Raw genomic sequence first — 23,677 nt, 5'->3', positions numbered from 1 at the left:
TTCAAAATCAAAACACTCACCTCTAAAAGAGAAAGGAACATCCGAGAATGAGACAATTGAAACGGACCTGCCGCCGCAACCGGCGGCTGGCGGAAGCGACGGCGAAGAAAAGAAGCGTAAAACAATCCCCTGCAGAGATCAGACCGCGCAAAGGGCGTTTCGCCCAATCGATCGTCAGCGTCATCGGCGCGGCGGCTTTGATCGGCATGGGGACGGTCGCCTGGGCGCAGCAGACCAACGAGGAGTCGGCCGTCCTTCCGGAGGTGGTGGTGCCGGGGCAACAGGAAAGAGATGAGGACTCCTACAAGCCCGAAGCGCCCGCCTCGCCGAAATTTACCCAGCCGCTGGTCGACATCCCGCAGACGGTCACCGTGATTCCCGAGGCGGTGATCGAAGAGCGGGGGGCGACGACGCTGCGCGACGTGCTGCGCAACGTCCCCGGCATCTCCCTCCAGGCGGGAGAAGGGGGAGGGGGGCCGCCCGCCGACAACCTGTCGATCCGCGGATTTAACGCCCGGACCGACCTCTTCATCGACGGCGTCCGCGATTTCGGCGGCTATTTCCGCGATCCGTTCAACATCTCACAGGTCGAGGTATTCAAAGGCCCCGCTTCTTCGTACGCCGGGCGCGGCTCGACCGGCGGCGCGATCAATCTGGTCAGCAAGCGGCCGCTCCTCGATCCCTTCTACGGAGGGACGATCGGGATCGGCACCGATAATTACAAACGGGCGACCCTCGACCTCAACCAGCCTCTGGAAGGATTACAGGGAACCTCCCTTCGCCTCAATGCCCTCTGGCACGACGCCGACGTTCCCGGCCGCGACGAGGTGACCAACCAGCGCTGGGGAGTCGCCCCGTCGATCGCCTTCGGCCTCGACACGCCGACCCGGCTGACCCTCAGCTACTCCCATCTCGATCAGGACAACATGCCCGACTACGGCATCCCCTGGGTGCCGGCCGGCAACAGCGACCCGGTGCTGGCGACCTACGCCGATGAGGCGGCGCCGGTCGACTTCAGCAATTTCTACGGCCTCAAGGATCGCGATTTCGACGAGGTGATCACCGACATCGCCACCGCGGAGATCGCGCACGATTTCAGCTCTTCCTTCAGCCTCCGCAATCTGACCCGCTACGGCCAGACCCGGCGCGACTCGGTCACCACCGCCCCGCGCTTTGCCGATTTAGATCCGGGACCGGCGACGGTGCAGGGGACGGTGATCAACCGGAATCTGCAATCGCGCGACCAGACCGACACGATTCTCGCCAACCTGACCGACCTGACCCTCCGGTTCCGGACCGGCGGGATCGACCATGCGGTGACGACCGGGATCGAATACAGCCATGAAACTTCGGTCAACTATCTCCGGACAGGGCCGCTGTCGCAGACAGATCTCTTCAACCCGAATCCGGACGACCCCTATCCCGACTCGGTCCGGCGGACCGGCGCCAAAAATGACGCAACCGCGAAGGCCGGGGCGGTCTACCTCTTCGACACCCTCGGACTCGGCGAGCGATGGGAGGTCACCGGCGGCCTGCGGTGGGACTACTTCGACCTTGACTACCAATCCCGCGCGGCCGATGGAATGGTTACCCCGCTGGAGCGGACCGACCGGATGCTCAGCTGGCGGGCCGGCGTCGTCTTCAAGCCGACGGCGAACGGGAGCCTCTACGCCGCCTACGGAACGTCGTTTAATCCCGCCGGGGAGGGGTTGACCTTGAGCAGCAGCGTCACGGCCGCGGCCAACGTCGACACCGAGCCGGAGGAGAGCCGGACCTATGAAATCGGAACGAAGTGGAATCTCTTCGAGGAGCGTCTTGCCTTTACGGTGGCCCTCTTCCGGACCGAGAAGACCAACGCGCGGACCCAGGACCCGGTCGACCCCACCGACGTGATCGTCCTGGAGGGGAAAGAGCGGGTCGACGGCGTGGAGCTGAGCGTCGCCGGAAACGTCACCGATCAATGGCAGCTCTTCGGCGGCTATGCCCTTATGAACAGCGAAGTGGTCGAATCGCTCAACGCGGCGGTGGTCGGAAACGAGCTGGCCAATACGCCGAAGCACTCCTTCAGCCTCTGGACGACCCACCAGTTGCCGTGGAATCTCGAAGTCGGGGGAGGTGCGCAGTTCGTCGGTGACCGTTTCTCGAACGTCAACAACCAACGGACCGCGCCGAGCTACTGGCACTTCGACGCGATGGTCGCCTACCGGGCGACCGAGAGCCTGACCCTTCGGGTCAACGGATTCAATCTGGCCGATGAGGAATATATCCAGTCGGTCGGCGGCGGCCACTTCATCCCCGGCGCGGGGCGGTCGGCGATCGCCTCGGCCGACTTTCAATTCTAAGATGAAAGGAGACAACCATGTTATTGAGTATCCCCGATATATTGACGAAGGAGCAGCTTATTGAGGCCCGAAGAGTCCTGGAGCAGGCCGACTGGGTCGACGGGCGCGTCACCGCGGGCCATCAATCGGCCAGGGCGAAGGAGAACATGCAGGTGCGGGAGGGCCATCCCGCCGCGGTCAAAGTCGGCGAGATGATCCTGGAAGCGCTCGGGAAAAGTCCGCTGTTCATTTCGGCGGCCCTGCCGTTGAAGGTTTTCCCGCCGCTCTTCAATCGCTATCAAGACGGCCAGTCGTTCGGCACCCACGTCGACAACGCCGTCCGGCAGGTTCCGGGGACCCCCTACAAAATACGCACCGATCTTTCGGCGACCCTCTTCCTGTGCGCGCCGGACGAATACGAGGGGGGTGATCTGGTGGTGGAAGACACCTATGGCGTGCAAAGTATAAAGCTGTCGGCCGGCCACCTGGTTCTCTATCCTTCGACGAGTCTTCATCATGTCCGGCCGGTGACGCGCGGGACCCGCCTCGCTTCCTTCTTTTGGATTCAGAGCATGGTCCGCGATGATGCCCGGCGATCGATCCTGTTCGATCTCGATCTGGGGATCCAGCGGCTGGAGCGGGACCCGGGCCATCCGTCGGTCGTGCAGTTGACCGGCGTTTATCACAACCTTCTGCGGCATTGGTCGGAGGTGAGTTAGAGGAGGGATGGAAAAATGGAGAAAGTATCGGCCAAACCGGCGATGACGTTCCGGAATATCCTATTCTGGATCCATCTCGCGGCGGGAACCGTCGCCGGTGTCGTGATTCTGGTGATGTCGGTGACCGGCGCGCTGATCGCCTTCGAGCCGCAGATCGTCGATTTCGCGGAGCGGGGGGTTCGGAACGTGCCCCCCCCCGCTCCGGGCGCGCAAAGATTGAACATGGAGACGATCGTGGCGAAGGCGCGGGAAGCATTTCCGGAGGTCCCTCCGAGCGGTGTTTCGATGCGCTCCGAGCCGACCTCCTCCGCCGGGGTCAGCTTCGGCCGGGAGGGGACGCTCTTCGTGAATCCCTATACCGGCGACGTCTTGGGACAAGGCTCGAAGATCCACAAGCTCATGCATGACATTCAAGACTGGCATCGCTGGCTCGGCTCGCGGGAGATCGGAAGGCCGGTCACCGGCGTCTCCAACGCCGCGTTCCTGATCCTGGTCGTCACCGGGGTCTACCTCTGGTGGCCGAGGCGGTGGGCCGGCACGACGCTCAAAGCGGTGACCCGCTTCAACCCGCGCTTGCAAGGGAAGGCGCGCGATTGGAACCGCCATAACGTGATCGGTTTCTGGTGCGCGCCGCTTCTCGTCGTCATCACCCTGACCGGACTGGTCATGTCGTACCGGTGGGCCAACGATCTTCTCTACAGGCTCGCCGGAAATGAGCCCCCTCCGGCCCGGCAGACCGTCCCCCCCGGGCCTCCCCTTGAATTTCCCCTTGACCGGGTCGATCCCCTCTGGGCGCGCGCGGAGGCGCAGGCGCCCGGCTGGGCGTCGATCCGGCTCCGCTTCCCGCAACAGGCGGAGGGGCCGGCGACCGTTTTTATTCAGGAGCCGGCGACCTGGCATCCGAGCCCGCGCTCATTGCTGACGCTCAACCCGGTGACGGCGGAGGTCGTGAAATGGGAGCCGTTTTCCGAATACAACCTCGGAAGAACGTTGCGCGCGTGGGTCCGGCCGATCCACACCGGCGTGGCGGGGGGAATTCCGGGTCAAATCATCGCTCTTATCGGGGCGATGGGAGGGATCATGCTCGCCTGGACCGGTCTCGCCATGGCGTGGCGCCGGATCTTCCAGCGCAAGCGGGAGGCGGTCTCGGCGCCGGCGGTCACTCCGAACCAAACGGCGTCCTGACGGACTTCGGGTCCGCTCGAAATGCGGCGGTCATTCTGCCCGCTCAAAAAAACTTGTAAGGTTAATTCCATTCAGGTATGATATGCCGACGTTGTCGGGGGCGGAAGGGCTCGGCGGTGATCGTCCTTTTCCACGGCGCGCCGCCGCTTTTCCCTGCGGGCATCGATCGGAACCGCATGGACGACAGTTCATAATTTATAAGGAGAGGATGCGCCGGTTTTTTTCGCCGGCGCAGCGATACATTTAACGGGTTCATGTCTGAAATCTTTCCCTATCTTCTTTACCTGAATCTCTCCGCACTGCTTCTCAGCGGATTTTCCCTCTTTTTGTTCGGCCACCGGGTGAAGCGGGGGCACTGGCTGGTCTCGCTGATCTACCTGGGGAGCGTCGCCTACGCCGCGCAGCTTCTTCTGGAGACCTGGATCGTCCCCCCCGGCGGGCGGCTCTATCCCCTCCTCCTCTTTCTGGGGCTCGGGATAGTGACGGCGGCGCTGGCGGAGGAGTGGAACGCCTTGGGCCAGGCGGCGTTCGCCGCGATGGCGGCGAGCGCCGCCAGCCTGATCGGATATACGGGCTATGTGACCTTCACCTCCCACCTCGGTCCGCTGAGTTTCGCCTTTTCGATCGCGCTGCTCCTCCTTCAGTCGGTCGCGATGTTCTTCATGACCGGGCACACCTTCGAAGTGGTCGATGTGATCTGCCGGACCCGGTGGCGGAGGAATTTCTCGATCTGCCCCGCCGAGCGGAACTTCCCGAAGGTCTCCCTCCATCTCCCGGCGTACAACGAACCCCCCCGGATGGTGATTCAAACGCTCGATGCGCTCGCCAAGCTCGAATATCCGAATTACGAGGTGATCGTCATCGACAACAACACGAAAGAGGAGTCGTTGTGGCGCCCGGTCGAAGCGCATTGCCTCCGGCTCGGCTTCAAGTTCTTTCATCTCGACAACTGGCCCGGCTTTAAATCGGGGGCGCTCAATTTCGGTCTCACGCAGACCGATCCGGAGGCCGAAATCATCGGGGTGATCGATTCGGATTACGTCGTCGAGCGGAATTACCTGAAAGATCTGATCGGATTTTTCGACAATCCCAACGTCGCTTTTCTTCAAACCCCGCAGGATTACCGGGACTTCTCGAACGACGACCGCTACGCGGGCGCCTGTTACCGCGCCTACGCCTATTTTTTCGCGGTGTCGATGGCCTCCCGCAACGAGCGGAACGGGATCATCTTCGCCGGGACGATGGGGCTGATCCGGAAGAGGGTCCTGGAGGAGATGGGGGGGTGGGACGAGTGGTGCATCACCGAGGATGCCGAGATCTCCCTTCGAATTCTCAGCCGGGGGTATGAATCGGTCTACGTCGATCGGACCTACGGAAGGGGGCTGATGCCGCTCAATTTCGAGGGGCTCAGGAAGCAGCGTTTCCGTTGGGCCTTCGGGGGGATGCAGATTCTTCGCCTCCATTGGAAAAAGCTCCTCCCCTGGTCGGGCCGGCTCGATCCGGAAAACCGGCTGACCTGGGGTCAAAAGGCCGACTATTGGCTGGGGGGGCTCCAATGGCTCGGCGATCCGCTCGCGTTCGCTTTCACCCTCCTCCTGCTGATCAGCAGCAGCGCCTTCTTGCTGGCCCGATCGGTCTTTTTGCCTCCGATGGCGGTCGCCTCCTTTTTCGGTCCCCCCTTTTTCATCCTGTTCGGGGTAACGAAGTTTTTCTGGGCGCTTCGCATCCGCCTCGGCTGCACCCTTCGGGAGGCGTTCGATGCATTCATGGTGATTTTGGGTCTGACCTGGGTCGTGACGCTCGCGTGCCTTCTGGGCCTCACGAAGAAGGAGGGGGTTTTTCTCCGGACCCCCAAACAGCGGGGAGAGGCGGCGGCGATCCGCTCTCTCCAGATCGTGGCGAAAGAAGGGGTGATTCTCGGCGTTTGTCTCCTCTCCTCGATCGGCCTGATCTTCAGCGGCCCGACGAACGGGACGCTCCTCCTTCTCGCCTCCCTTCTTGGATGGCAGGGGTTTATTTACGGGTCGTCCCTTCTGGTGAGCCTCTGGAGTTATCGGAGCGAGCAGAAGGTGACCGATCCGGTTCTTCTCCAGACGTCGCGGACGACCGGGGAGCGGTTCCGGTCGATGGTCACCGACCGGCGGGGCGCCCTGGGGCTCGCCGCGGTCGGCGGGTTCGTCGCCTTCTTCTTTTATTTTTCGGTCACCCTCGCTCCGGATCAGGAGAAGGTCTTCCGAACGCTTCCGGCCGAGCGGCCGGAGATCCCCTCCGCCCCCCGGGCGTTGATCAACAACCCTCCCGAGGCGCTCATCCGGGCCAAGGTCTTTTCGGAGGAGAACGCGGCTCTGTCGAAGGATATCGATGCGGCGGTGGCGCTCTGGAGCCGGGACGGGGTGATCCGGGACGTCAACTATACCCTCCATGATGAAAGCGACGACCGTGTCTGGCGCGGCCTCGACCAGATTCGGACGCGATACGAAGAAGAGTTCGGCCTGCGGACGTATGTCAACTTAAGTCATCAGAACCTCTCCATGTTCATCGAGGAGGAGAAGGCGTCGGTCGTGAACGATCTGAGCGCGACGATTCAATCGGCCGGAAAAGAGCAAAAGGTTTTCTTGTCCATGGGGGACCGGTGGACCTTTCGGAAAGAAGGGGAGGAATGGAAAATCAGCAGTTTAACCGTCAACCGCACGCCGCGCTGAAGCTCGGTTTCGGAATGTTGGCCGTTTTTGTTCTATCCCTCATCATCGATCCCGCCGCCGGGCGGGCGATGCAGCTGGAAGGATACGGCGCCTGGGAGGGGGACAGCCATGGCGTCGGATTCGGCTTCTACAGCGTCAGCCTGATTGGTCCGTTGAACGAGCGTTTCGCCTGGATCGGGAAGGTCGAGGGGAGCTATCTCTACTACGATTTCGGATCGGACGATCAGCAGACCGACGTGACGTCGCCCGGCGCCGGCCTGTTTGCGGGGGGGCGGCTCACGGCGGGAGCGACGATGGCGCAGCTTCTCGCCGGCGTTGAACGGCGGTGGGACCGGAAGGTGGAGCGTTTTGCCGGCGGGGAGAGGAGGAGCGACCTCGACCTCCAGCAGGGAGGGGTCGTGCAGGGGATGGTTGACCACTCGATCGGAAAGCGGGCGGTCGTCAACGGATTCTCCTCCCACAGCTTCAAGAGCAGATACAGCTTCGGCCGGCTCGCGGTCAAGCTTCCGGTGACCCGCAGCGGGAACTGGACCGATCGGCTCGCCGTCGGCCTCGAAGCGATCCTCCAGGGGAACCGGGATCTTCTCACCCGCCAGGGGGGCGGGTTCATCGAGATCGACGTGATCCCGGGGAGGTTTTCGTTCGGGATGAAAGGGGGATTCAAGCGGACCCGGTTCTCGGAAGGGGAAGATCAGGAGGGATCTTATGTCGGCCTGCAAGCCTATACCCGGTTTCGCTAGCCCTCTTTAACAAAGGAAGGAGGTCACTTTCGGTAACTCGCAAACGACTTCGGCGTCTCCCACAGGCGCACTTCGGAGACCGGAAGTTTTTGCGAGACGGCGTAGTCGTAGATCAGCTTCGAGATCGCCTCGGCGGTGGGGTTTTCGTCGATGAGGTAGTAGCGCTCCTTCCTCTCCTCCAGCGCGGGGATCAGCGGGTCGCGGCGGCAGAGGATCATGTTGTGGTCGAGGTTGTCGTCGATCCAGACCTGAACCACCTGCTTGATCTCCTCGAAGTCGCGGACCATCCCCAGCTCGTTCAATTTTTCAGAATAAAGCTCGATCTCGACCTTGCCGTTGTGGCCGTGAAGATGGCGGCACTTGCCGCTGTAGTTGAGAAGGCGGTGGCCATAGCAGAAATGGATTTCGCGGGTGACTTTATACATCGATTGTCCCTTTCAAATTAAGCAATCAGCCGTCCGCCGTCGACGACAATCGTCGCGCCGGTCATGAAATCGGTCCCCTCGATTAAGAAGAGAATGGCATTCACGATGTCCTGCGGCGATCCGACCTTCTTCAGCGGCGTATTCCGCGAGATCTCCTCCTCTTCCATCGGGTCGAGGTTCTCGGGGAGGAGAATCGGGCCGGGGGCGATGGCGTTCACCTCGATTTTGGGGGCCAATGTCTTGGCGAGGCCTTTTGTCATCGCGATCACCCCCGCCTTCGAAATGCAGTAGGGGAGATAATCGACGTAGGGGCGAAAGCCGGACCAGTCGGCGAAGTTGATAATCTTCCCCCCCTCTTTCTGCATCGCCTTCGCCGCCGCCTGGGCGCAGAAGAAACTTCCCTTGAGATTCGAATCGAGGGTGAGATCCCAATCCTTCTCGGTGACCTCGAAGAGCGGGGTCTTAAAAAAGACCGCCGCATTGTTGACCAGAACGTCGAGGCGGCCGAGGACCTTGACCGTCTCCTGAACGATCCGCTCGCAGTCGCGCCCTTTGGCGAGATCTCCCTGAACGGCATGCGCGGTTCCCCCCCGCTTCTCGATCTCTTTGACGACCGTTCGAGCTTCTTTTTTGGAGCGATTGTAATGGATGGCCACCTGCGCCCCTTTCTCGGCGAGGGCCAGCGCGATCGATTTCCCGACCCGGCGGCCGGCACCGGTGACGAGGACCGTCTTTCCTTTGAGTTTCATTCGAGCATTGCTCCCGTTTGCAGAATTTCGCTATGATAGTATGCGGGGCGGAAAAGATCAAGGAGGGATCGGGTCTTCCCTTTTTTGCCGGGTGTCAAGATTTCCGTCGGTATCGGACAATATTGTGCCAGAAAATTTGATCGAAATACAACTTCGGAATTGATTTGATGAAAGCACTTTGTTAGAATCGGCTCCTATCTCGGAAGTCCAGGCTGGTATGAAAGGTCGGAAGGGAAGAGGCAGAGAAGAAAAGGTGCTTGCTTTAGTCAGCGGCGGGATCGACAGCGCGGTGCTGGTGTCGGAGTTGTCGGCTCAGTTTACGGCGGTGGTCCCCTTCTATATCCGGAACGGATTTGCCTGGGAGAAGGCCGAGCTTCACTGGCTCCGCCGTTACCTCAAAAGAATCGCCTTCAAGACCATCGCCCCCCTTAAGATCGTCGACCTGCCGCTTCGGGATATCTACCCCGATCATTGGAGCCTGACCGGAAAGAAAATCCCGTCCTTTGAATCGGAGGATGCGGCTGTCTACCTTCCGGGAAGAAATATCATTCTTCTCTCGAAAGCGGCGGTGTACGCGGCGCTGCAAGGGATCGCCTTCATCGCGTCGGGCATTCTGAAGGGGAATCCTTTCCCCGACAGCACCCCCCTTTTTTTCAGGACGATGGAGACCGCCCTGTCGGAAGGTCTCCGGGCCCCCCTCACGGTGGTCACCCCCTATGCGCAGCTCTCCAAACGCGAGGTGCTGGAGCGCGGGCGCGCTCTTCCCCTCTTCCTCACCTTCTCCTGCATCGCGCCGAAGGGGAGGGCCCATTGCGGAAACTGCAACAAGTGCGCGGAGCGGATGCGGGCTTTCCGGGCCGCCGGCCTCTCAGATCCAACCACGTATCGATCGATGCCAAGCGTGAAAGGAAAGTCTCATGACTGACAATGCCGCAACCTTCCCAGACCCGTCCGGTTGGGAGCGGCGAAGCCGGACCTTCCCGAATCGGCTCCGCCGAAAACTGAACGACTATTGGTTGATCCCCCTTCTGATCTGCTACCTTCAACTTTCGACCCAGTTCATTTACCCGGCCGAGCCGCCGCTGGAGCGGCTTTACAAGGGAAACAGGACCTTCGTCCAAGGGATTCCGATCTTCTACAAAATCGCGACCCACGAATTTCCTTACACATTGATGGGGCATTTTTATGAGATCGCCGACCATCATCTTTACCGGTTCGACTTAAACCAGGTTTCCCACCGCGATCTGAGGGTGGCGCTCGAATCTCCGGAGATCGGTCAAGAGATTTACGATCGCTTGGCGGCCTCCCGCCGTCATCGCCAAAGCGAGCTCGGAGGAATCTTGACCCTCTCGTACCGGCAGGGAAATCCGTCGATCCGTCTTTATGAGATCACCTCTCTGAATGAAATTTATCTCGGCCGGCTTCGAGAAAAAGGGGATTCGGTGTCGCAGTTCATCGCATTCCTCGATGATAAAGAGGCCCAGGAGGTGTTCGAAAAGGTCGGGGTGCAGCAGAAATGGAGGAGCGATCTGGTCTCCGCTCTGAAAAGTGAACGGCTGAGCGGTCCGATCAAGCAGAGCCTCATCGACAACTTCATCGATACCTTCGAGGCCCTTTCCGAGTCGCGCTATCTCCTCTCCCCTTATCAATTCAAGGAGGCGCTTGGGAAAATTCCCTTCGGGGAGCGCGTGGTCGGCCTCTATCACTTCCATAACGGTTTTAATGAGCCCCCTTCCTCCATTGATATCGAACAGAGCCTTCGGAAGCGGCAGATCGTGATGACCCTCAATCAGAAGGGGTGGACCCTCTATGATGTCGCCAAGGAGGATCTGAGGCGGATCGATATAGACGTTGACAAGACGGCCGCGCTCCAATAAAATAGCGAAATTCGGCCCGGCACCCCGCCGGGCCTCGTCTTGCAATCTATCCGGCGAAGGGAGAAGCGCTTTATGAAGGTGATTTTAAGAGAAGATGTCGATAAATTGGGGCGGATGGGCGACCTCGTGAACGTGGCGGACGGTTATGCCCGAAATTTTCTCCTTCCGAGAAATATGGCGGCGCTGGCCACGACGAAGAACATCAAATCGCTCGAGCACGAAAAGAGAGTGATCGCCGACCGGATCAAGAAAGAAAAGACGGCGGCGGAGGAAGAGGCGAAGAAAATCAGCGCCGTTTCCGTTTCCATTCCGGTCCAGGTCGGCGAGGAGGGAAAGCTCTTCGGGTCGGTCACCTCCAAGGATATCGCCGACGCCATTGCGGCTCAGGGTTTTGAGATCGACAAACGAAGGATCCAGCTTGAGAAGCCGATCAAGGAGATCGGGACCTTCATGGTTCCCGTCAAGGTCCATCACGACGTGACCGCCCAGGTCAAGGTCGAGGTCATCAAGTCGGAAGCGGTCGAAACAGAAGGATAATCGCGCGTGGGGGTCTCCTCCCCCGCGCCGCTTTTCCCCTCATGTAGGGACGATCCGCCGGTTACCCAGGGCGAGGCGCCGCCTCGCCCCTACCACCCTCATCCCATTCCCCTTTCTTGACTCCCCTCCGGCAAAGGGCTAAGATTTATCCCATGCGGCCTTTACGTAAATCCCTTTTTTCTCTTTTTCTATCGGTTTTTTTTATTTCTTCTTTCCCTCTGATTTCCGAGGCGAAGCCGATTCATGTCGTTACCTATGACGGAATCATCAATCCGGTGTCGTCCGAGCTCTTCACGACGGCGATCACGCAGGCCGAGCAGGCCGGCGCCGAAGCGCTGATCATCCAGCTCGATACTCCCGGCGGGCTCGATACCTCAATGCGGGATATCATCAAAGCGATGATCGCTTCGGAGGTTCCCATCGTCGTTTATGTCGCCCCCAGCGGCGGGCGGGCCGGATCGGCGGGGGTCTTCATCACCCTCGCGGCGCATGTCGCGGCGATGGCCCCCGGCACCAATATCGGCGCGGCCCACCCGGTGGCGATGGGCGGGGGAGAGATGGATGAGGAGATGAAGAAGAAGATCACGAATGACGCCGCCGCCTATATCCGATCGCTGGCGGAGCGGCGGGGCCGGAACCCGGAGTGGGCCGAAAAAGCGGTCCGGGAATCGGTCTCCATCACCGAGCAAGAAGCGGTGAAATTGAACGTCGTCGATCTCGTCGCAGATGATCTTGAAGAAGTGATCAAAAAAATCGACGGCCGGACGGTGACGACCGCCGCAGGAAAACAGGTTCTCTCGACGGAAAACGCCGAGGTGGTCAAAAACCCGATCAGCCTGCGGCTTCGAATCTTGAAGGCGATCTCCGATCCGAATGTCGCCTACATCTTGATGCTGGTCGGCATTACCGGCCTGATTGCGGAGCTCTACAGCCCGGGGGCGATCTTTCCCGGCGTGGTCGGGGCGATTTCGTTGATCCTCGCCTTTTATTCCTTCCAGACCTTGCCGATCAATTATGCCGGGCTACTTCTGATTTTGCTTGCGGTGGGCCTTTTTATCGCCGAGGCGCTGGTCCCCAGTTTCGGCATTCTGGGGCTGGGGGGAATCGCCGCTTTTCTCTTCGGCTCGCTGATGCTCATGGATACCGATCTTCCCGCCCTTCGCATTTCGCCGGCGGTGATTTTATCGACCATGGCGATGGTTCTTCTGGTCTCCCTCGTCTTTATTCGAGCCGCTTGGCGCGCGCAGCGCGGCAGCACGGTGACCGGAAAAGAGGGGATGGTCGGAGAAATCGGCGTGGCAATCGCCGATCTCGCGCCGCGCGGGATGGTTCGCATCCACGGGGAGATCTGGCAGGCGGAGAGCGACGAGCCGGTCGCGAAGGGCGAAGAGGTGGAGGTGACGAAGGTGACCGGGTTGAAGCTGCGCGTGCGGAAGATCAAAAAATAAGGAGGATGAGATGCCATTGACGTTTCCGGTTGTTGCCCTGTTGTTGCTTCTATTTTTCATCCTGGCCAATGGTTTGCGGATTTTGAAGGAGTACGAACGGGCGGTCGTCTTTCGCCTGGGACGGTATTCGAAGGACGGCGCCCTCTACGGAGGGAATGGGCCGGGGCTGATCATCTTGATCCCGATCCTGGACAAGATGGAGCGGGTCAGCCTGCGAACGGTCACGATGGACGTTCCGGCGCAGGATATCATCACGCGGGACAACGTCTCTGTGAAGGTGAACGCCGTGATCTATTTTCGCGTGGTCGATGCGCCGAAGGCGATCCTGGAGGTGGAGAATTTTCTCTACGCCACCTCCCAAATCGCCCAGACGACGCTTCGGAGCGTGTTAGGCCAGAGCCAGCTGGACGACCTCCTTTCCAAGCGGGAGGAGATCAACGCGCAGCTGCAGCGGATCATCGACGATCAGACCGAGCCGTGGGGGGTCAAAGTGACGGCGGTGGAGGTGAAGAACGTCGATCTTCCGGGAGAGATGCTCCGCGCGATCGCGCGCCAGGCCGAGGCGGAGCGGGAGCGGCGGGCGAAGGTCATCCATGCCGAAGGGGAATTCGAGGCGGCGCAGAGGCTGGCCGACGCGGCCCGGATCATCAGCTCGGAGCCGGCGACGCTGCAGCTGCGCTACCTGCAGTCATTGATCGAGCTCTCCAGCGACAAAACCTCGACGATCATCTTTCCGATCCCGATCGATCTGGTGACGGCGTTCTTCAAAAAAGTGTAAGGGACCCGATTTTATTTTCGGAGGGTCTCCAGATAGACCGAGCTGGTGATTAAAAAAAAGCCGATGAGGATGCCGGCGACGCTGATCTCCTTCCACTGGATGATGTAAAAGAAAAGACCGACAATCAAGAAGACCTTTCCGCTGTAGACCAGCTGTTCTTTATGCCGGCGGGAGGGATCGATCAGTCTTCGCTGGAACATCCGGTGGAGGCTTCGAAAGTTAAACATCCCCAGAACCCCGCCGATCATCATCGACGCCCCGAACGCGCCGAAGAAAAGAAGGGTCACCAATCCGATCACCGCCAGAATGATCAGCCCGTTTCGTTCGATTCGGTGAAGCGCCTGATTGCTCCGCGTCAGAAATTGTTCGCGGTCAAACGGAGGGGGAGACGGGCGGGGCTGCGTCGTCATTAGAGCTTTTTGAACGCCCGGTAGGCCGCCGCGACGGTCTGCTCAATATCGGATGGACTGTGGGCCGTCGAGAGGAAGAAGGCCTCGAATTGGGAAGGGGGGAGATAAACCCCCTGTTCCAGAAGGGCGAGGAAGAACTTCGAGAAGCGGTCCCGGTCCGACTGGAGGGCGGTCGTGTAGTCGGCGACCTTGTTGCTGTTGAAGAAAAGGGTCATCTGGGAGGCGACCCGGTTGATTTGAACGGAGATCTTGGCTTTCCGCGCGGCGTCGGCGAGCCCCTCGGCCAGATCGGCGGCGCGGCGTTCGAGTTTTTCATACACGCTCAAATCCTTCAACAGAGAAAGGGTGGCCAGCCCCGCGGCCATGGCGATCGGATTGCCGGAAAGGGTTCCGGCCTGATACACCGGACCGACCGGCGCGACCATCTCCATGATTTCGCGCTTTCCGCCGTACGCGCCGACCGGAAGTCCCCCGCCGATGATCTTTCCCAAGCAGGTCAGATCGGGACGGATTCCATAACGCTCCTGCGCACCGCCGGGGGCGATCCGAAAGCCGGACATCACCTCATCGAAGATCAGCACGGTCCCGAACGGCCGCGTCAGCTCCCGTAATCCGGGGAGATAACCGTCTTCCGGAACAATCGTTCCCATATTCCCCGGGACCGGCTCCACGATCACGCAGGCGATCTGGTTTCCTTCCTGTTCCAAGGTCTTCTGGAGCAACTTTAAATTATTGAAGGGAAGGGTGATCGTGTCGCGCGCGAGGTCGGGGTGAACGCCGGGAGAATCGGGAATGCCGAGGGTGGTCGCGCCCGATCCGGCTTTTACGAGAAGGGAGTCGGCGTGGCCGTGGTAGCAGCCTTCGAACTTGATGATCTTGTTCCGCCGGGTGAAGGCGCGCGCCAGGCGGATGGCGCTCATCGTCGCCTCGGTGCCGGAGTTGACGAAGCGGACCCGCTCCATCAGCGGGAAGTTGGCCTGGACCGATTTGGCGAGATCGATTTCCAAGGCCGTCGGGGCGCCGAAGCTGGTCCCGTTTTCGGCCGCTTTTTTGATCGCCTCCACGACTTTCGGATGGGCGTGGCCGACGATCATCGGTCCCCATGAAAGGACATAGTCGATGAAACGGTTTCCGTCCGCATCGACGATCTTGCTTCCTTTCGCTTTTTTAATAAAGAGGGGGTTTCCGCCGACCGATTTGAAGGCCCGAACCGGGGAGTTGACCCCGCCCGGAATCCGCTTCTCCGCCTCTTGAAAGAGGGCCGCCGATTTTTCTCGTTTCATCCGCCAAGCTCCAGAAATGTTGCTTCATTCTAAGGAAAGGAGGGAGGCAAGTCAAGTCGAGGCCGAACGCGTTGACAGTACTGGACTCTTCGACTATCCTTTTGATGAGTATTTCCAGGGATAATGATGAAAAAAGGATGGCAGAGCGGTATTTTTTCCCTCTTTCTTTTCGCGCTCTTGGCAGGTTGCAGCAACGATCCCCGAAACACCGGCCCGCGCGAGTCGCCGGAACCGACCGGTTGGAGCGACACAAGCGACTTATCCAAGGGGATTTTCTACGCCTTGGCGGCCGATCCGACCAATTCAAACGTCATTTATGCCGCCAGCTCCACGGTCAGCGTCTATAAAACGACCGACGGCGGCGCCACCTGGAGCGCCGCCAACCGGGGCCTTCCGGGACAGCCGGTCCGCTCCCTGATCGTCGATCCGATCAATCCGCTGAAGATTTACGCCGCTTTGGCGGGGGGAGAGCTCTTCAAGACCGAGGACGGCGGCGCTTCCTGGCAGATCATCGGATCGGGTCTGGCCCAGAACACCGCCTACGCGGTCGCCTTCCATCCCTATGCTCCGCCGAGCGGCATCGACGTCAGCGCCGGAAATGCGAGCAATTCATTGAGCTGGAATGCGGTTCCCAATGCCGCCGCTTACAAGCTCTACTTCCGGGACTGTCCCGGCTGCACGACCCCTCCTTCATTTGACGGAACATGGACGCTGATCGATCGATCCGATCCGGTGGCGCTCAGTTATGTCCATACCGGTCTGACGAATGGAATCCCCTACTATTATGTTGTGACCGCCGTTGTGAGCGGGGAAGAAACGACCCCCTCGGCGATGGTTTCAGCCGTTCCGGAAAACGTGACCGGCCAGAATCCTCCCCCCAGCGCAACCAAGGTGACGGCGGGAGACGGCCAGAATACGATTCGGTGGGGAACCGTCTCCGGCGCAGGGACATATCGCGTCTATCGTGATGTAGTCGCAGGCGTTGATGTCACAGATCCGTTGAATCTGATCGAAGATGGGATCACCGGGACCTCCTTTACCGATACGATCAATATCTCCAACGGGACCCCCTATTACTATGTTGTAACGCAAAACGGGAATCCGACGGCTCCTTCTCCGGAAGTGTCGGCCACCCCCACGCGGATGACCGCCCTTTATGTCGGAACCGGCGGGGGAGGGGTCTTTTCCAGCGGGCCGGCCGGTGAGTTTCGCAAGGCAAGCAATACCGGTCTTGGGACCGGAGACGGCCTCGATCTCTCCGCCCTGTTGATCGACCCGACCGTGCCGCACACCAGTGTGCCGACCCTTTATGCGGGAACGCGGGGAGGGGTGTATCGCAGCGTCGACGGCGGCGATCACTGGGTTTTAAATAACACCGGTCTGACCGGGTTGGGGATTCTGAGTTTGACTCTCGACGGGCCGAGGGGTATTCTCTACGCCGGGACGCCGGAGGGGATCTATCAGGGGAGCGCCGATGGAACGGGCGGCTGGGTTTCCATCGGCGCTCCGTCCATGGAATCGGTGACATCGATTATGATCGATCCAGGCGATTTCCGGATCCTCTATGCGACCAGCGCGACCGGCGGGATCTTCAAAAGCACCGATGGAGGAGCCGCCTGGTCGACGATCAACCAGGGATTGACGACGACCGATATCCGGGCTATTCTGATTCATCCTCAAAATCAAAGTCTTCTTTATGCGGGAGGGGTGGGAACATTGTTTAAGAGCACCGACGGGGGAGGCCAGTGGACGGCGATCGACCTCGGAAGTCTGGAAAACATCTCGAACCCCCTTCCGGCCGCATCGATCAAATCGATGATTTCCACTTCCGGAAATGTCTTGTACGCCGGCGGCTCCGCAGGGGTCTTCAAGAGTGTGAATCAGGGAAGGGCTTGGACCGCCGTGAACACGCGGCTCGCCTCCCGGGAGGTTCAGGCGTTGGCCGCTCACCCCGATCAGCCGGGAATCCTCTATGCCGCGCTCTCCGGCGACGGCGTTTATAAAAGTCTCGACGGCGGCGCCAGCTGGCGGGAAGAGAACGGCCCGGCCGGCCTGCCCGCCCAGCAGATTACGAAGTTCGTCAGCAGCTTGATCGTCGATCCGGGCGATCCGACGCGGCTCTACGCCGGAACCTCCGGCGGCGGGGTGTTCCGGGGGACGGTCGGATCGGACGGGCATCTCACCTGGTCGCCGATGAATACCGATGTAAGCGCGACATTGCCGACCGGCGGCGTCCACACGCTGGCGATTCTTCCGGGAAGTCCGCCGACCCTTTTGGCCGGGATGTTTCAGAACGGCATTTTTAAGGCGGTCGATGACGGCGCCGACGTATGGGTCCGTGTCACGGAGGAGAACCCCGGCGAAGGGGACGACCTCTCCGCCCGGAGCGTTTTTGCCCTCGCCGTTCATCCGGAATTTCCGTCGGTGCTCTTCGCCGGAACGACGGCCGGGCTCTTCAAGAGCAGCGACGGCGGCGCGAGCTGGAATGGAGTTTCCGATTTGAACGGGATTCGTGTTCATGTCATCACCTTCGACCCGGCCCTGTCTCCGTTCGGATCGGGGATGTATGTCGGCACCGACGCCGGCGTCTTCAAGAGCCTCAACGAGGGGGTCCACTGGATTCCTCTCGATGACGGGATGGCTTCCCCCGTTTATGCGATTCTGGCCGATCCGCAGCAGAACAGCATCGTCTATGCCGGCACGGTGGCGACCGGAGTCTACAGGAGGACCCGGTGATCGCGGCCAGTCGCTCCGGTTCGCTTCGACCCAATCAGCGCGGTTTCACCTTTTTGACGGTGATGTTTTCGATCGTGCTGATCGGAACGATGATCGGCACCGCCGCCCGGCAGTTGACCACCGTCGCCAAGCGGGAGAAGGAGACGGAGCTGTTGTTCCGGGGCCAGGCGATCCGGCGGGGGATCGAGCTCTATTATCGAACCAGCCGGGCCGGTTTTTCACAGTATCCCCGGACGCTCGAGGATTTGATCAAAGATCCCGGCTCTCCGGGAATCCGGCGTTATTTGAGGAAGATTTATCCCGACCCGGTCACCGGGGGGGAGTGGGTTCTCCTCCGGGACGGAAGCGGCCGGGTGAAGGGGGTTCGCAGCGCCAGCGAAGAGACCCCCCTCAAGATCGGAAATTTTCCGGAAGAGTTGAAGAGCTTCGAGGGAAAGAAGAAATATTCGGAATGGCTCTTCGAGTACAATCCGCAGCAGGCGATTCACAACCTGCCGCCGTCGAAAGCGCCGGTCCCTCCTGCAACCCCGTCCTCCCCCCCTTCGTCCTCCAGACTCAATCCGACCGATTCGCCGCCGCCGTTTTGATTCGCATCAAAATGCATTCCCGAGGGTGATAAAGACCAGTGTGATTCCTTCCTCGCTGAGCCCTCTCGCAACCCCCCCCTGAAGACGAACGGGAATGTAATAGCCGAGATAAAAATCGGTTCCAAGACTGCCGCCGACCCCGCTTTTAAAGGAGGGTCCCCCCTCTCCCTCATCCCAGGCATCTCCCAGATCTCCGAAAACGGTTCCATGCAGGCGGCGAACGAAGAAGGGAAACGTCCCCCATCCCCGCTCGACGTTTCTGAGCGGAAAGCGGTATTCGACCGAGAAGGAAAGGGCTCGCTCGCCGCGGAATTCACGTGCCGGATAGCCGCGGAGGAGGAAGGGCTCCTCCTGAAAATCGGCAAAGGGGGCGGTCAGCCCGCCGAGCTGAAAACTCCGCTGAACGAGGAGATCGCCGTGCGCAAGCCCCCCGGAGAGCTGGGCGGCGAAGAGCTGGTTGGGCCAGGGGAGATTGTAATACTCACGCCATCCGCCGATCGTCCGCCGCCGGTTGACATCTCCCCCGAACTTCCGGCGGAAAATTTCTTGGGTGAGAAAGAGGCGCCGCCCCTCTTCCGGGCTGATGGAGAAGCCGTATTCATGGGCGCTGTTGTAGACCCAAGAGAGACGAAGCCCGCTTAAGACCCCCTCTTCCGGAATCACCAGCGACGCGCCGAGATCGGTCAGCGACGCGAGCGCCTCCCGCTGATAACCGACCGAGATAAACGACTGCCGCTCGAAGGTGAGGAAAGGAAAGATCGCTTCGATGCGAAACCGCCGGTTCCGCTCCCAGTAGGTTTTCTCATCCCCGTCCGGCTCGATCAGCAGATCCCCATGGGGGTCTGCCCGGTCGAGCCACTGGAAATGAAGGGTCGGGGTAAAATGATCGTTCCAGTAATCGATCTGATAGGAGAACCGGTCGCTCTCCGAACCGTAAAAGAGATTGAGAAGGTAGCGGTCCTTCCCGAGCGGATCGACCCCGCCGGTCAGCGCGCCGACGGTCAGCCCTTCTTCATCGACCCCGAAGAGGGGGACCCAGAACCGGGGGAGGAGGGTCGCCGGCTCAAAGTAGGAATGGACCCGGCCGGCCTCCTCGATCGGCGGCGCATCCACAGGGGAAGCCGCTTCCGCCGGCGCCGCGGCCGCGACGGAGATCGGTTTCCAGGAAGATCGGTCATACGGGATCGCCGCGATCTCGAATCCGTCTGCGCGGTATGAGGAGAAGAAGATCGACTTCGAATCGGGGGAGACGAAGGGGGTGAAGGCCCCTCCCAAGAGACGGGTGACCCGATAAAACTGCCGGCCGGAAAGAGTGTAGGCAAAAAGATCGAAGATCCCTTCCCGATCGGAAACAAAGAGAAGGACTTCTCCGTCGGGAGACCAGACGGGGGTGAGGTCGAGCGCCGCATCCTCCATCACCCGCTCGAGGCGGTTCAATTCGAGATAATAAAGCGCGATGTCCTGATTTCCCCCGCTCCAGATGGAGAGGACAATCCGCTTACCGTCGGGCGACCAGCGCGGGGTAGCGAAGAATTGATCCCGCTCGCCGGAGAGGAGGAGACGGCTCTCTCCCTCTTCCCAGATCCAGAGATCGCTCCGGTCGATCTCCTGCCGGACGAAGAGGACCCGTTGTCCGTCCGGGGAGAAATCGGGGTCTTTCGCCCGCAGCCCCTTCGTCAGCCGCCGGAGCTTCCGATCGTCCAGATCAAACCGGTAGAGATCGCTGTAGGTGGAGAAATTTCCGAAGACCTCCATTTGGGAGAAGACGATCGATTTTCCGTCGGGGGACCAGGAGAGCCCGGCATCGGAGTTTCGCCGGATCGAATTCTCTTCCGATGTATTCCACTTCGATTCTCCTTCGGAGGAGAGGAATTTGATCTTTGGATATTCCCGCCGGTTGATCTCGGTGTAGGCGATCCGTCTCCCGTCGGGGGAAGGGACGGGGGCGAGCTTCCAAAAGTCGGAACGGCTCAGGGGGCGAGGGGTCGTGATCCCTTCTTCCTTCAAACGCGCGGCCTCCCGGCGATATTTTTCCTGAAGTGAATCTTTCCACTCCCGCCAGAGCGCGCCGAGGCGTCTGCCGAAGACGTCCTCCGCGTTGCTTTCGATGAAAAAGGGAATGAGGCGGCCGCTGTACCGGTTGCTCCACTCGGCGATCTTCTCCTCTCCGTAGCGCTCGCGCAGGAACCGATGAAAGGCGGCCCCGTAGTAATAAGGGGTCATTCCGGCGGGCCAGCTGTCGGGAAGATGCGCCTGGTCGATCGACTTGAATCGATCTTCCAGAACGGCGGTTCGAAGGAGCATCTCTGAGAAGGTCCCGTCGGACCGGTCGGTCGTTCCGGCCTCGCTCTCCTCGTATGTCGCCAATCCTTCAAGCAGCCAGAGGGGCTGCCAGACATTCGGGAGGACGACGCGGCCGAAGATAGATCGGAACACCTTGGGAAGCCGGTGCGCCTGATCGAGCTGGACGATGTGGGTGTATTCGTGGAAGATGATCGCCCGGAGCCAATTCTGATACCGGATCGGGGTGAGGATTCCGGCGGCGGGGGGATAAGGGTTGATGTAGATCGTATTATAGGGAAAAGGGGTCGCCTCTCCCTGGACCCGGTCGGCGTGGTCGACCAACACCAGCTGTGTTTTTCCGGAAGGGGTCCAATGCAGCCGCTGCGTCAAACGGGTGTGGGCCTCCTCCGCATGGCGCGCCGCCTCTTCGGCGGTCCGCTCTTCCCCCTGATGAAAGTGAATCGAGAAATGGGGGGTCTCGAGTGTCTTCCATGTCAGCGAGGGATCGAATTTGGGTGGGGTGAGCGGAAGAGGAATACACCCGGAGAGGAGGACAAAGAGGAAGAACCGCCTGAGAAAAAGGGTGCGCCTCTTCACGCGGCCCGTCGGCGCTCCCGCCCGTTACCAGTCGCGGTATTTGGTTTCATCGAGGGCGGTCTCTTCGCTTGTGGTATAGACATCATAGATATCGTCTTCGCACCAGGTCTCGGAATCGGGGGGATCGGTATAACAGCGCAATCCCCACTCGCCCGATTCGGTCATCGGATCGGGAAGGGGCTTTCGTAGATAGCGCCGGGTGGTCGTCTCGACCTCTCCCGTCAGCTCCACTCCGAGGAGGAGCTCCAATTTCTTGGGGTATCCGAAGGGGCTGCTCACCTCTTTGCAGGTGAGCTTGTTCTGCTTGCAGAGCTCCCCCAGAAGGTTGTCCCCGTCCCGGTTCCAGTCGCGATTGAAATCGTCGATCGCTTTCCGGAGGATCTGGAGGCGTTGTTTCAGCTCCGTCTCTTTGGCCCGCTTGGCGATATTTTTTGAAAGGGGAAGCGCCATCATCGCAAGGACGAAGATGATGACGATGGTGATCATCAACTCCAGCAGGGAGAACCCGGCCTGACGGCCCTTCCGCGGCTCACGATCAGGGTGTAGAAAAGAAATCAGAGCGGTCCTTGCCTCCTTGGGTTTTCAACCCGATCCCACGCCGGATCGGTTTCCATCCGATGCGATTGAGATTATAGCGGATCGTTTTAAAAGGTCAAGGGATGAAGGAGAGAACAGGCGAGGCGCTGGGGGGGAGCCGTGAGGGAAGAGGATTTATTTCTTATTTAAGACTTGCAAGGAGAGACCCCCCCGGGTTCGTTGAACGAACAGCCGGACTTGGGGGGGATCCGGTGGGGGGGCTCCCCTTGGGCTTCCCTGCGCTCCCGGAGGAGTGCAAGTGGGCCAAAATGAAAAAAAGTGCGAAACGTTTACAACCCGGTTCAAAGATTCAACACGCGCTGCGGGAAGCTTCCCGGTGAGAGGGGCTGTTGTCCTTCTTCTTTGTGACCGGGAGCACTCTCGCGCCGATCGGTTTCCTTGTAAGGTGCAAGTGCGGTGCCGTTGAGGTTTCTCCCCCTCGATTGGTGATCCGACCGAATTTGGATATAATGGTCGGAGACGGGAAGCAGATCAGATTCATCGGGAGAGCGCTTTGGAGCGATCGTTCGATATCCTCATCATCGGCGGCGGGATTATCGGGAGCAGCGTTGCAATGGCCCTCTCGGAGCGGGGGGGCGGCCGGATCGGCGTGGTCGATATCGACCTCTCCGGGACGTGGGGCTCGACCGAGCGGAATGCCGGCGGGGTCCGCGCCACCTGGGAGCAGCCGATCAATATTGAATTGGGGAGGCGATCGATCGCCTATTACGAGACGGTGGCGGCCGAGGTCGGGTTTCAACAGAAAGGTTACCTCTGGCTCTACAATGCGGCGCAGTGGCGGTGGGCCGCCGAGCGGCTGGCGGCGCAGCGGCGGTTGGGGGTTCCGGTGGAGGAGTGGACCCCGTCCGAAGTTCAAGCCCGATACCCTTTCCTCGATCGGCTGGAAGGGGTGGCGGCGGCGACCTTTTCCCCCCGCGACGGCCTGATCAACCCGAATCTCTTAAAACTGCATTATCGCCGGATCGCGTCGGAGCGGGGGGTCGCCTGGATCGACCGCCATGCCGTGGAGCGGATTGCCATGGCGCAGGGGCGGATCGACAGCGTCCTCCTGCGCGAGATCCGATCTCAAGAAGAGGTGACGCCCTTCCTCACAGAGGGGACCCTCCCGGAGGGGAGCGCGGCCCAAACGATCTCGGCGCGCATCGTGGTGAACGCGGCCGGGCCGTGGGCGCCCCGGCTCGCCCGGCTTTATGGAAAAGAGATCCCTTCCGCTCCGGTCCGGCGCCAGGTCTCCGTCGCCCACAGCCGGGAGGTCGATCTGACCCCCTTCGGAATGATCGTCGATACGACCGGTCTTTACTTCCATGCCGAGGCGAATAACCTTTTGGCGGGATATTCGGTTCCGACCGAGCCGAAAGGGTATCGTTTCGAGGACGAGGGGTACGACTTCTTTTTGCGGGAGATCTGGCCCCGGCTCTGGGAGCGGGGGAGCCGGTTTGAAAAGTTGAAGTATGTGAGCGGGTGGGCCGGGCTCTATGAGGTCTCCCCCGACAAAAGCGCCATCATCGGCGCGGCCGGCCCGGCGGGGGTTTTCGAGGCCCACTCTTTTTCAGGCCGGGGGGTGATGCAGTCGTACGCCGCCGGCCAGGCGCTGGCGGAGTTGATCGTCGAAGGACGGTATCGGACGCTCGATCTCGCCCCTCTCGCGGGGGATCGCTTCGAGAGAGGAGCGATGGTTCCGGAGGGGCTGCATATCTGACCGG

General features: G+C 60.5%; 19 protein-coding genes. 13 read left to right on the top strand and 6 right to left on the bottom strand.

Going from position 1 to position 23,677, the window contains the following annotated elements; translation table 11 throughout:
- Positions 1-47: 47 nt before the first annotated feature.
- The 5 genes from MNODULE_RS13470 to bcsS all read left to right on the top strand — a co-directional run bounded on the left by MNODULE_RS13470 (position 48) and on the right by bcsS (position 7,667).
- On the top strand, positions 48-2,342 hold the full coding sequence (locus MNODULE_RS13470) for a TonB-dependent receptor (RefSeq protein ID WP_168060629.1): 2,295 nt from the start codon (positions 48-50) through the stop codon (positions 2,340-2,342).
- 17 nt (positions 2,343-2,359) lie between these two features.
- Positions 2,360-3,040, top strand: coding sequence for a Fe2+-dependent dioxygenase (locus MNODULE_RS13465; RefSeq protein WP_168060627.1), 681 nt, complete (start codon positions 2,360-2,362; stop codon positions 3,038-3,040).
- A 15-nt stretch (positions 3,041-3,055) separates the two neighbouring features.
- Complete coding sequence (locus MNODULE_RS13460) at positions 3,056-4,225, top strand: PepSY-associated TM helix domain-containing protein (RefSeq protein WP_168060625.1); 1,170 nt, start codon at positions 3,056-3,058, stop codon at positions 4,223-4,225.
- A 254-nt stretch (positions 4,226-4,479) separates the two neighbouring features.
- Positions 4,480-6,927: a glycosyltransferase gene (locus MNODULE_RS13455; protein ID WP_168060623.1), complete on the top strand. Its 2,448-nt coding sequence runs from the start codon at positions 4,480-4,482 to the stop codon at positions 6,925-6,927.
- Positions 6,885-7,667 (top strand): cellulose biosynthesis protein BcsS, encoded by a 783-nt coding sequence (gene bcsS, locus MNODULE_RS13450; protein ID WP_168060621.1) that lies wholly within the window; start codon positions 6,885-6,887, stop codon positions 7,665-7,667. The genes MNODULE_RS13455 and bcsS overlap by 43 nt, the downstream gene beginning before the upstream one ends.
- A 23-nt stretch (positions 7,668-7,690) precedes the next feature.
- Here the strand turns inward: bcsS and MNODULE_RS13445 are convergent, their stop codons facing one another.
- Both MNODULE_RS13445 and MNODULE_RS13440 read right to left on the bottom strand, forming a co-directional pair.
- Entirely contained in the window at positions 7,691-8,092 is a 402-nt protein-coding gene (locus MNODULE_RS13445; RefSeq protein ID WP_168060619.1) for a 6-pyruvoyl trahydropterin synthase family protein, read from the bottom strand.
- A gap of 17 nt (positions 8,093-8,109) precedes the next feature.
- The gene (locus MNODULE_RS13440) at positions 8,110-8,841 is read right to left on the bottom strand and encodes an SDR family NAD(P)-dependent oxidoreductase (protein WP_168060617.1); all 732 of its coding nucleotides are present in this window, start codon (positions 8,839-8,841) and stop codon (positions 8,110-8,112) included.
- A gap of 253 nt (positions 8,842-9,094) precedes the next feature.
- On the opposite strand from MNODULE_RS13440, the gene MNODULE_RS13435 reads away from it, so the two are divergent.
- From MNODULE_RS13435 to MNODULE_RS13415, 5 genes are all read left to right on the top strand, one after another.
- Positions 9,095-9,766, top strand: a complete 672-nt coding sequence (locus MNODULE_RS13435) for a 7-cyano-7-deazaguanine synthase (protein WP_202882210.1) — start codon at positions 9,095-9,097, stop codon at positions 9,764-9,766.
- Positions 9,759-10,718: a hypothetical protein gene (locus tag MNODULE_RS13430; RefSeq protein WP_168060612.1), complete on the top strand. Its 960-nt coding sequence runs from the start codon at positions 9,759-9,761 to the stop codon at positions 10,716-10,718. The genes MNODULE_RS13435 and MNODULE_RS13430 overlap by 8 nt, the downstream gene beginning before the upstream one ends.
- Positions 10,719-10,790: 72 nt before the next feature.
- On the top strand, positions 10,791-11,255 hold the full coding sequence (gene rplI, locus MNODULE_RS13425) for a 50S ribosomal protein L9 (protein ID WP_168060610.1): 465 nt from the start codon (positions 10,791-10,793) through the stop codon (positions 11,253-11,255).
- Between the two features lie 152 nt (positions 11,256-11,407).
- Positions 11,408-12,703: an NfeD family protein gene (locus tag MNODULE_RS13420; protein WP_168060608.1), complete on the top strand. Its 1,296-nt coding sequence runs from the start codon at positions 11,408-11,410 to the stop codon at positions 12,701-12,703.
- Positions 12,704-12,713: 10 nt separating this feature from the next.
- The gene (locus MNODULE_RS13415; RefSeq protein ID WP_168060606.1) at positions 12,714-13,481 is read left to right on the top strand and encodes a slipin family protein; all 768 of its coding nucleotides are present in this window, start codon (positions 12,714-12,716) and stop codon (positions 13,479-13,481) included.
- A gap of 11 nt (positions 13,482-13,492) precedes the next feature.
- Here the strand turns inward: MNODULE_RS13415 and MNODULE_RS13410 are convergent, their stop codons facing one another.
- Together MNODULE_RS13410 and hemL are read right to left on the bottom strand one after the other, a co-directional pair.
- Positions 13,493-13,891 carry an ATP synthase subunit I gene (locus MNODULE_RS13410; RefSeq protein WP_168060604.1) on the bottom strand — a complete coding sequence of 133 codons (399 nt, stop codon included), beginning with the start codon at positions 13,889-13,891 and terminating at the stop codon, positions 13,493-13,495.
- Positions 13,891-15,174 (bottom strand): glutamate-1-semialdehyde 2,1-aminomutase, encoded by a 1,284-nt coding sequence (hemL, locus tag MNODULE_RS13405; protein WP_168060602.1) that lies wholly within the window; start codon positions 15,172-15,174, stop codon positions 13,891-13,893. The genes MNODULE_RS13410 and hemL overlap by 1 nt, the downstream gene beginning before the upstream one ends.
- Before the next feature lie 123 nt (positions 15,175-15,297).
- Between hemL and MNODULE_RS13400 the strand changes: the two genes are divergently transcribed.
- Positions 15,298-17,910, top strand: coding sequence for a DUF6242 domain-containing protein (locus MNODULE_RS13400; protein WP_168060600.1), 2,613 nt, complete (start codon positions 15,298-15,300; stop codon positions 17,908-17,910).
- Complete coding sequence (locus MNODULE_RS13395; RefSeq protein WP_168060598.1) at positions 17,907-18,497, top strand: type II secretion system protein; 591 nt, start codon at positions 17,907-17,909, stop codon at positions 18,495-18,497. The genes MNODULE_RS13400 and MNODULE_RS13395 overlap by 4 nt, the downstream gene beginning before the upstream one ends.
- A 6-nt stretch (positions 18,498-18,503) precedes the next feature.
- On the opposite strand, the gene MNODULE_RS13390 is transcribed toward MNODULE_RS13395, so the two are convergent.
- Positions 18,504-21,377 carry a PD40 domain-containing protein gene (locus MNODULE_RS13390; protein WP_168060596.1) on the bottom strand — a complete coding sequence of 958 codons (2,874 nt, stop codon included), beginning with the start codon at positions 21,375-21,377 and terminating at the stop codon, positions 18,504-18,506.
- Positions 21,378-21,401: 24 nt separating this feature from the next.
- Entirely contained in the window at positions 21,402-21,932 is a 531-nt protein-coding gene (locus MNODULE_RS13385) for a type II secretion system protein (RefSeq protein WP_320412473.1), read from the bottom strand.
- Between the two features lie 535 nt (positions 21,933-22,467).
- Between MNODULE_RS13385 and MNODULE_RS13380 the strand changes: the two genes are divergently transcribed.
- Positions 22,468-23,673, top strand: a complete 1,206-nt coding sequence (locus MNODULE_RS13380) for an NAD(P)/FAD-dependent oxidoreductase (protein ID WP_168060592.1) — start codon at positions 22,468-22,470, stop codon at positions 23,671-23,673.
- The last annotated feature ends 4 nt before the right edge of the window (positions 23,674-23,677 follow it).

This window comes from Candidatus Manganitrophus noduliformans, from assembly GCF_012184425.1.
Taxonomy (GTDB): domain Bacteria; phylum Nitrospirota; class Nitrospiria; order SBBL01; family Manganitrophaceae; genus Manganitrophus; species Manganitrophus noduliformans.
Note: the sequence above shows the minus strand (reverse complement) of the source record. Positions and strands in the feature narration are given on the sequence as shown.

Bases quoted from the DNA above. Each gene is read 5' to 3' on its own strand.
- MNODULE_RS13420 (WP_168060608.1), top strand. From the start codon at position 11,408: ATGCGGCCTTTACGTAAATCCCTTTTTTCTCTTTTTCTATCGGTTTTT.
- MNODULE_RS13410 (WP_168060604.1), bottom strand. From the start codon at position 13,891: ATGACGACGCAGCCCCGCCCGTCTCCCCCTCCGTTTGACCGCGAACAA.
- MNODULE_RS13400 (WP_168060600.1), top strand. From the start codon at position 15,298: ATGATGAAAAAAGGATGGCAGAGCGGTATTTTTTCCCTCTTTCTTTTC.
- MNODULE_RS13445 (WP_168060619.1), bottom strand. From the start codon at position 8,092: ATGTATAAAGTCACCCGCGAAATCCATTTCTGCTATGGCCACCGCCTT.
- MNODULE_RS13460 (WP_168060625.1), top strand. From the start codon at position 3,056: ATGGAGAAAGTATCGGCCAAACCGGCGATGACGTTCCGGAATATCCTA.
- MNODULE_RS13465 (WP_168060627.1), top strand. From the start codon at position 2,360: ATGTTATTGAGTATCCCCGATATATTGACGAAGGAGCAGCTTATTGAG.
- MNODULE_RS13455 (WP_168060623.1), top strand. From the start codon at position 4,480: ATGTCTGAAATCTTTCCCTATCTTCTTTACCTGAATCTCTCCGCACTG.
- MNODULE_RS13470 (WP_168060629.1), top strand. From the start codon at position 48: ATGAGACAATTGAAACGGACCTGCCGCCGCAACCGGCGGCTGGCGGAA.
- MNODULE_RS13430 (WP_168060612.1), top strand. From the start codon at position 9,759: ATGACTGACAATGCCGCAACCTTCCCAGACCCGTCCGGTTGGGAGCGG.
- bcsS (WP_168060621.1), top strand. From the start codon at position 6,885: ATGGAAAATCAGCAGTTTAACCGTCAACCGCACGCCGCGCTGAAGCTC.
- MNODULE_RS13415 (WP_168060606.1), top strand. From the start codon at position 12,714: ATGCCATTGACGTTTCCGGTTGTTGCCCTGTTGTTGCTTCTATTTTTC.
- rplI (WP_168060610.1), top strand. From the start codon at position 10,791: ATGAAGGTGATTTTAAGAGAAGATGTCGATAAATTGGGGCGGATGGGC.
- MNODULE_RS13440 (WP_168060617.1), bottom strand. From the start codon at position 8,841: ATGAAACTCAAAGGAAAGACGGTCCTCGTCACCGGTGCCGGCCGCCGG.
- hemL (WP_168060602.1), bottom strand. From the start codon at position 15,174: ATGAAACGAGAAAAATCGGCGGCCCTCTTTCAAGAGGCGGAGAAGCGG.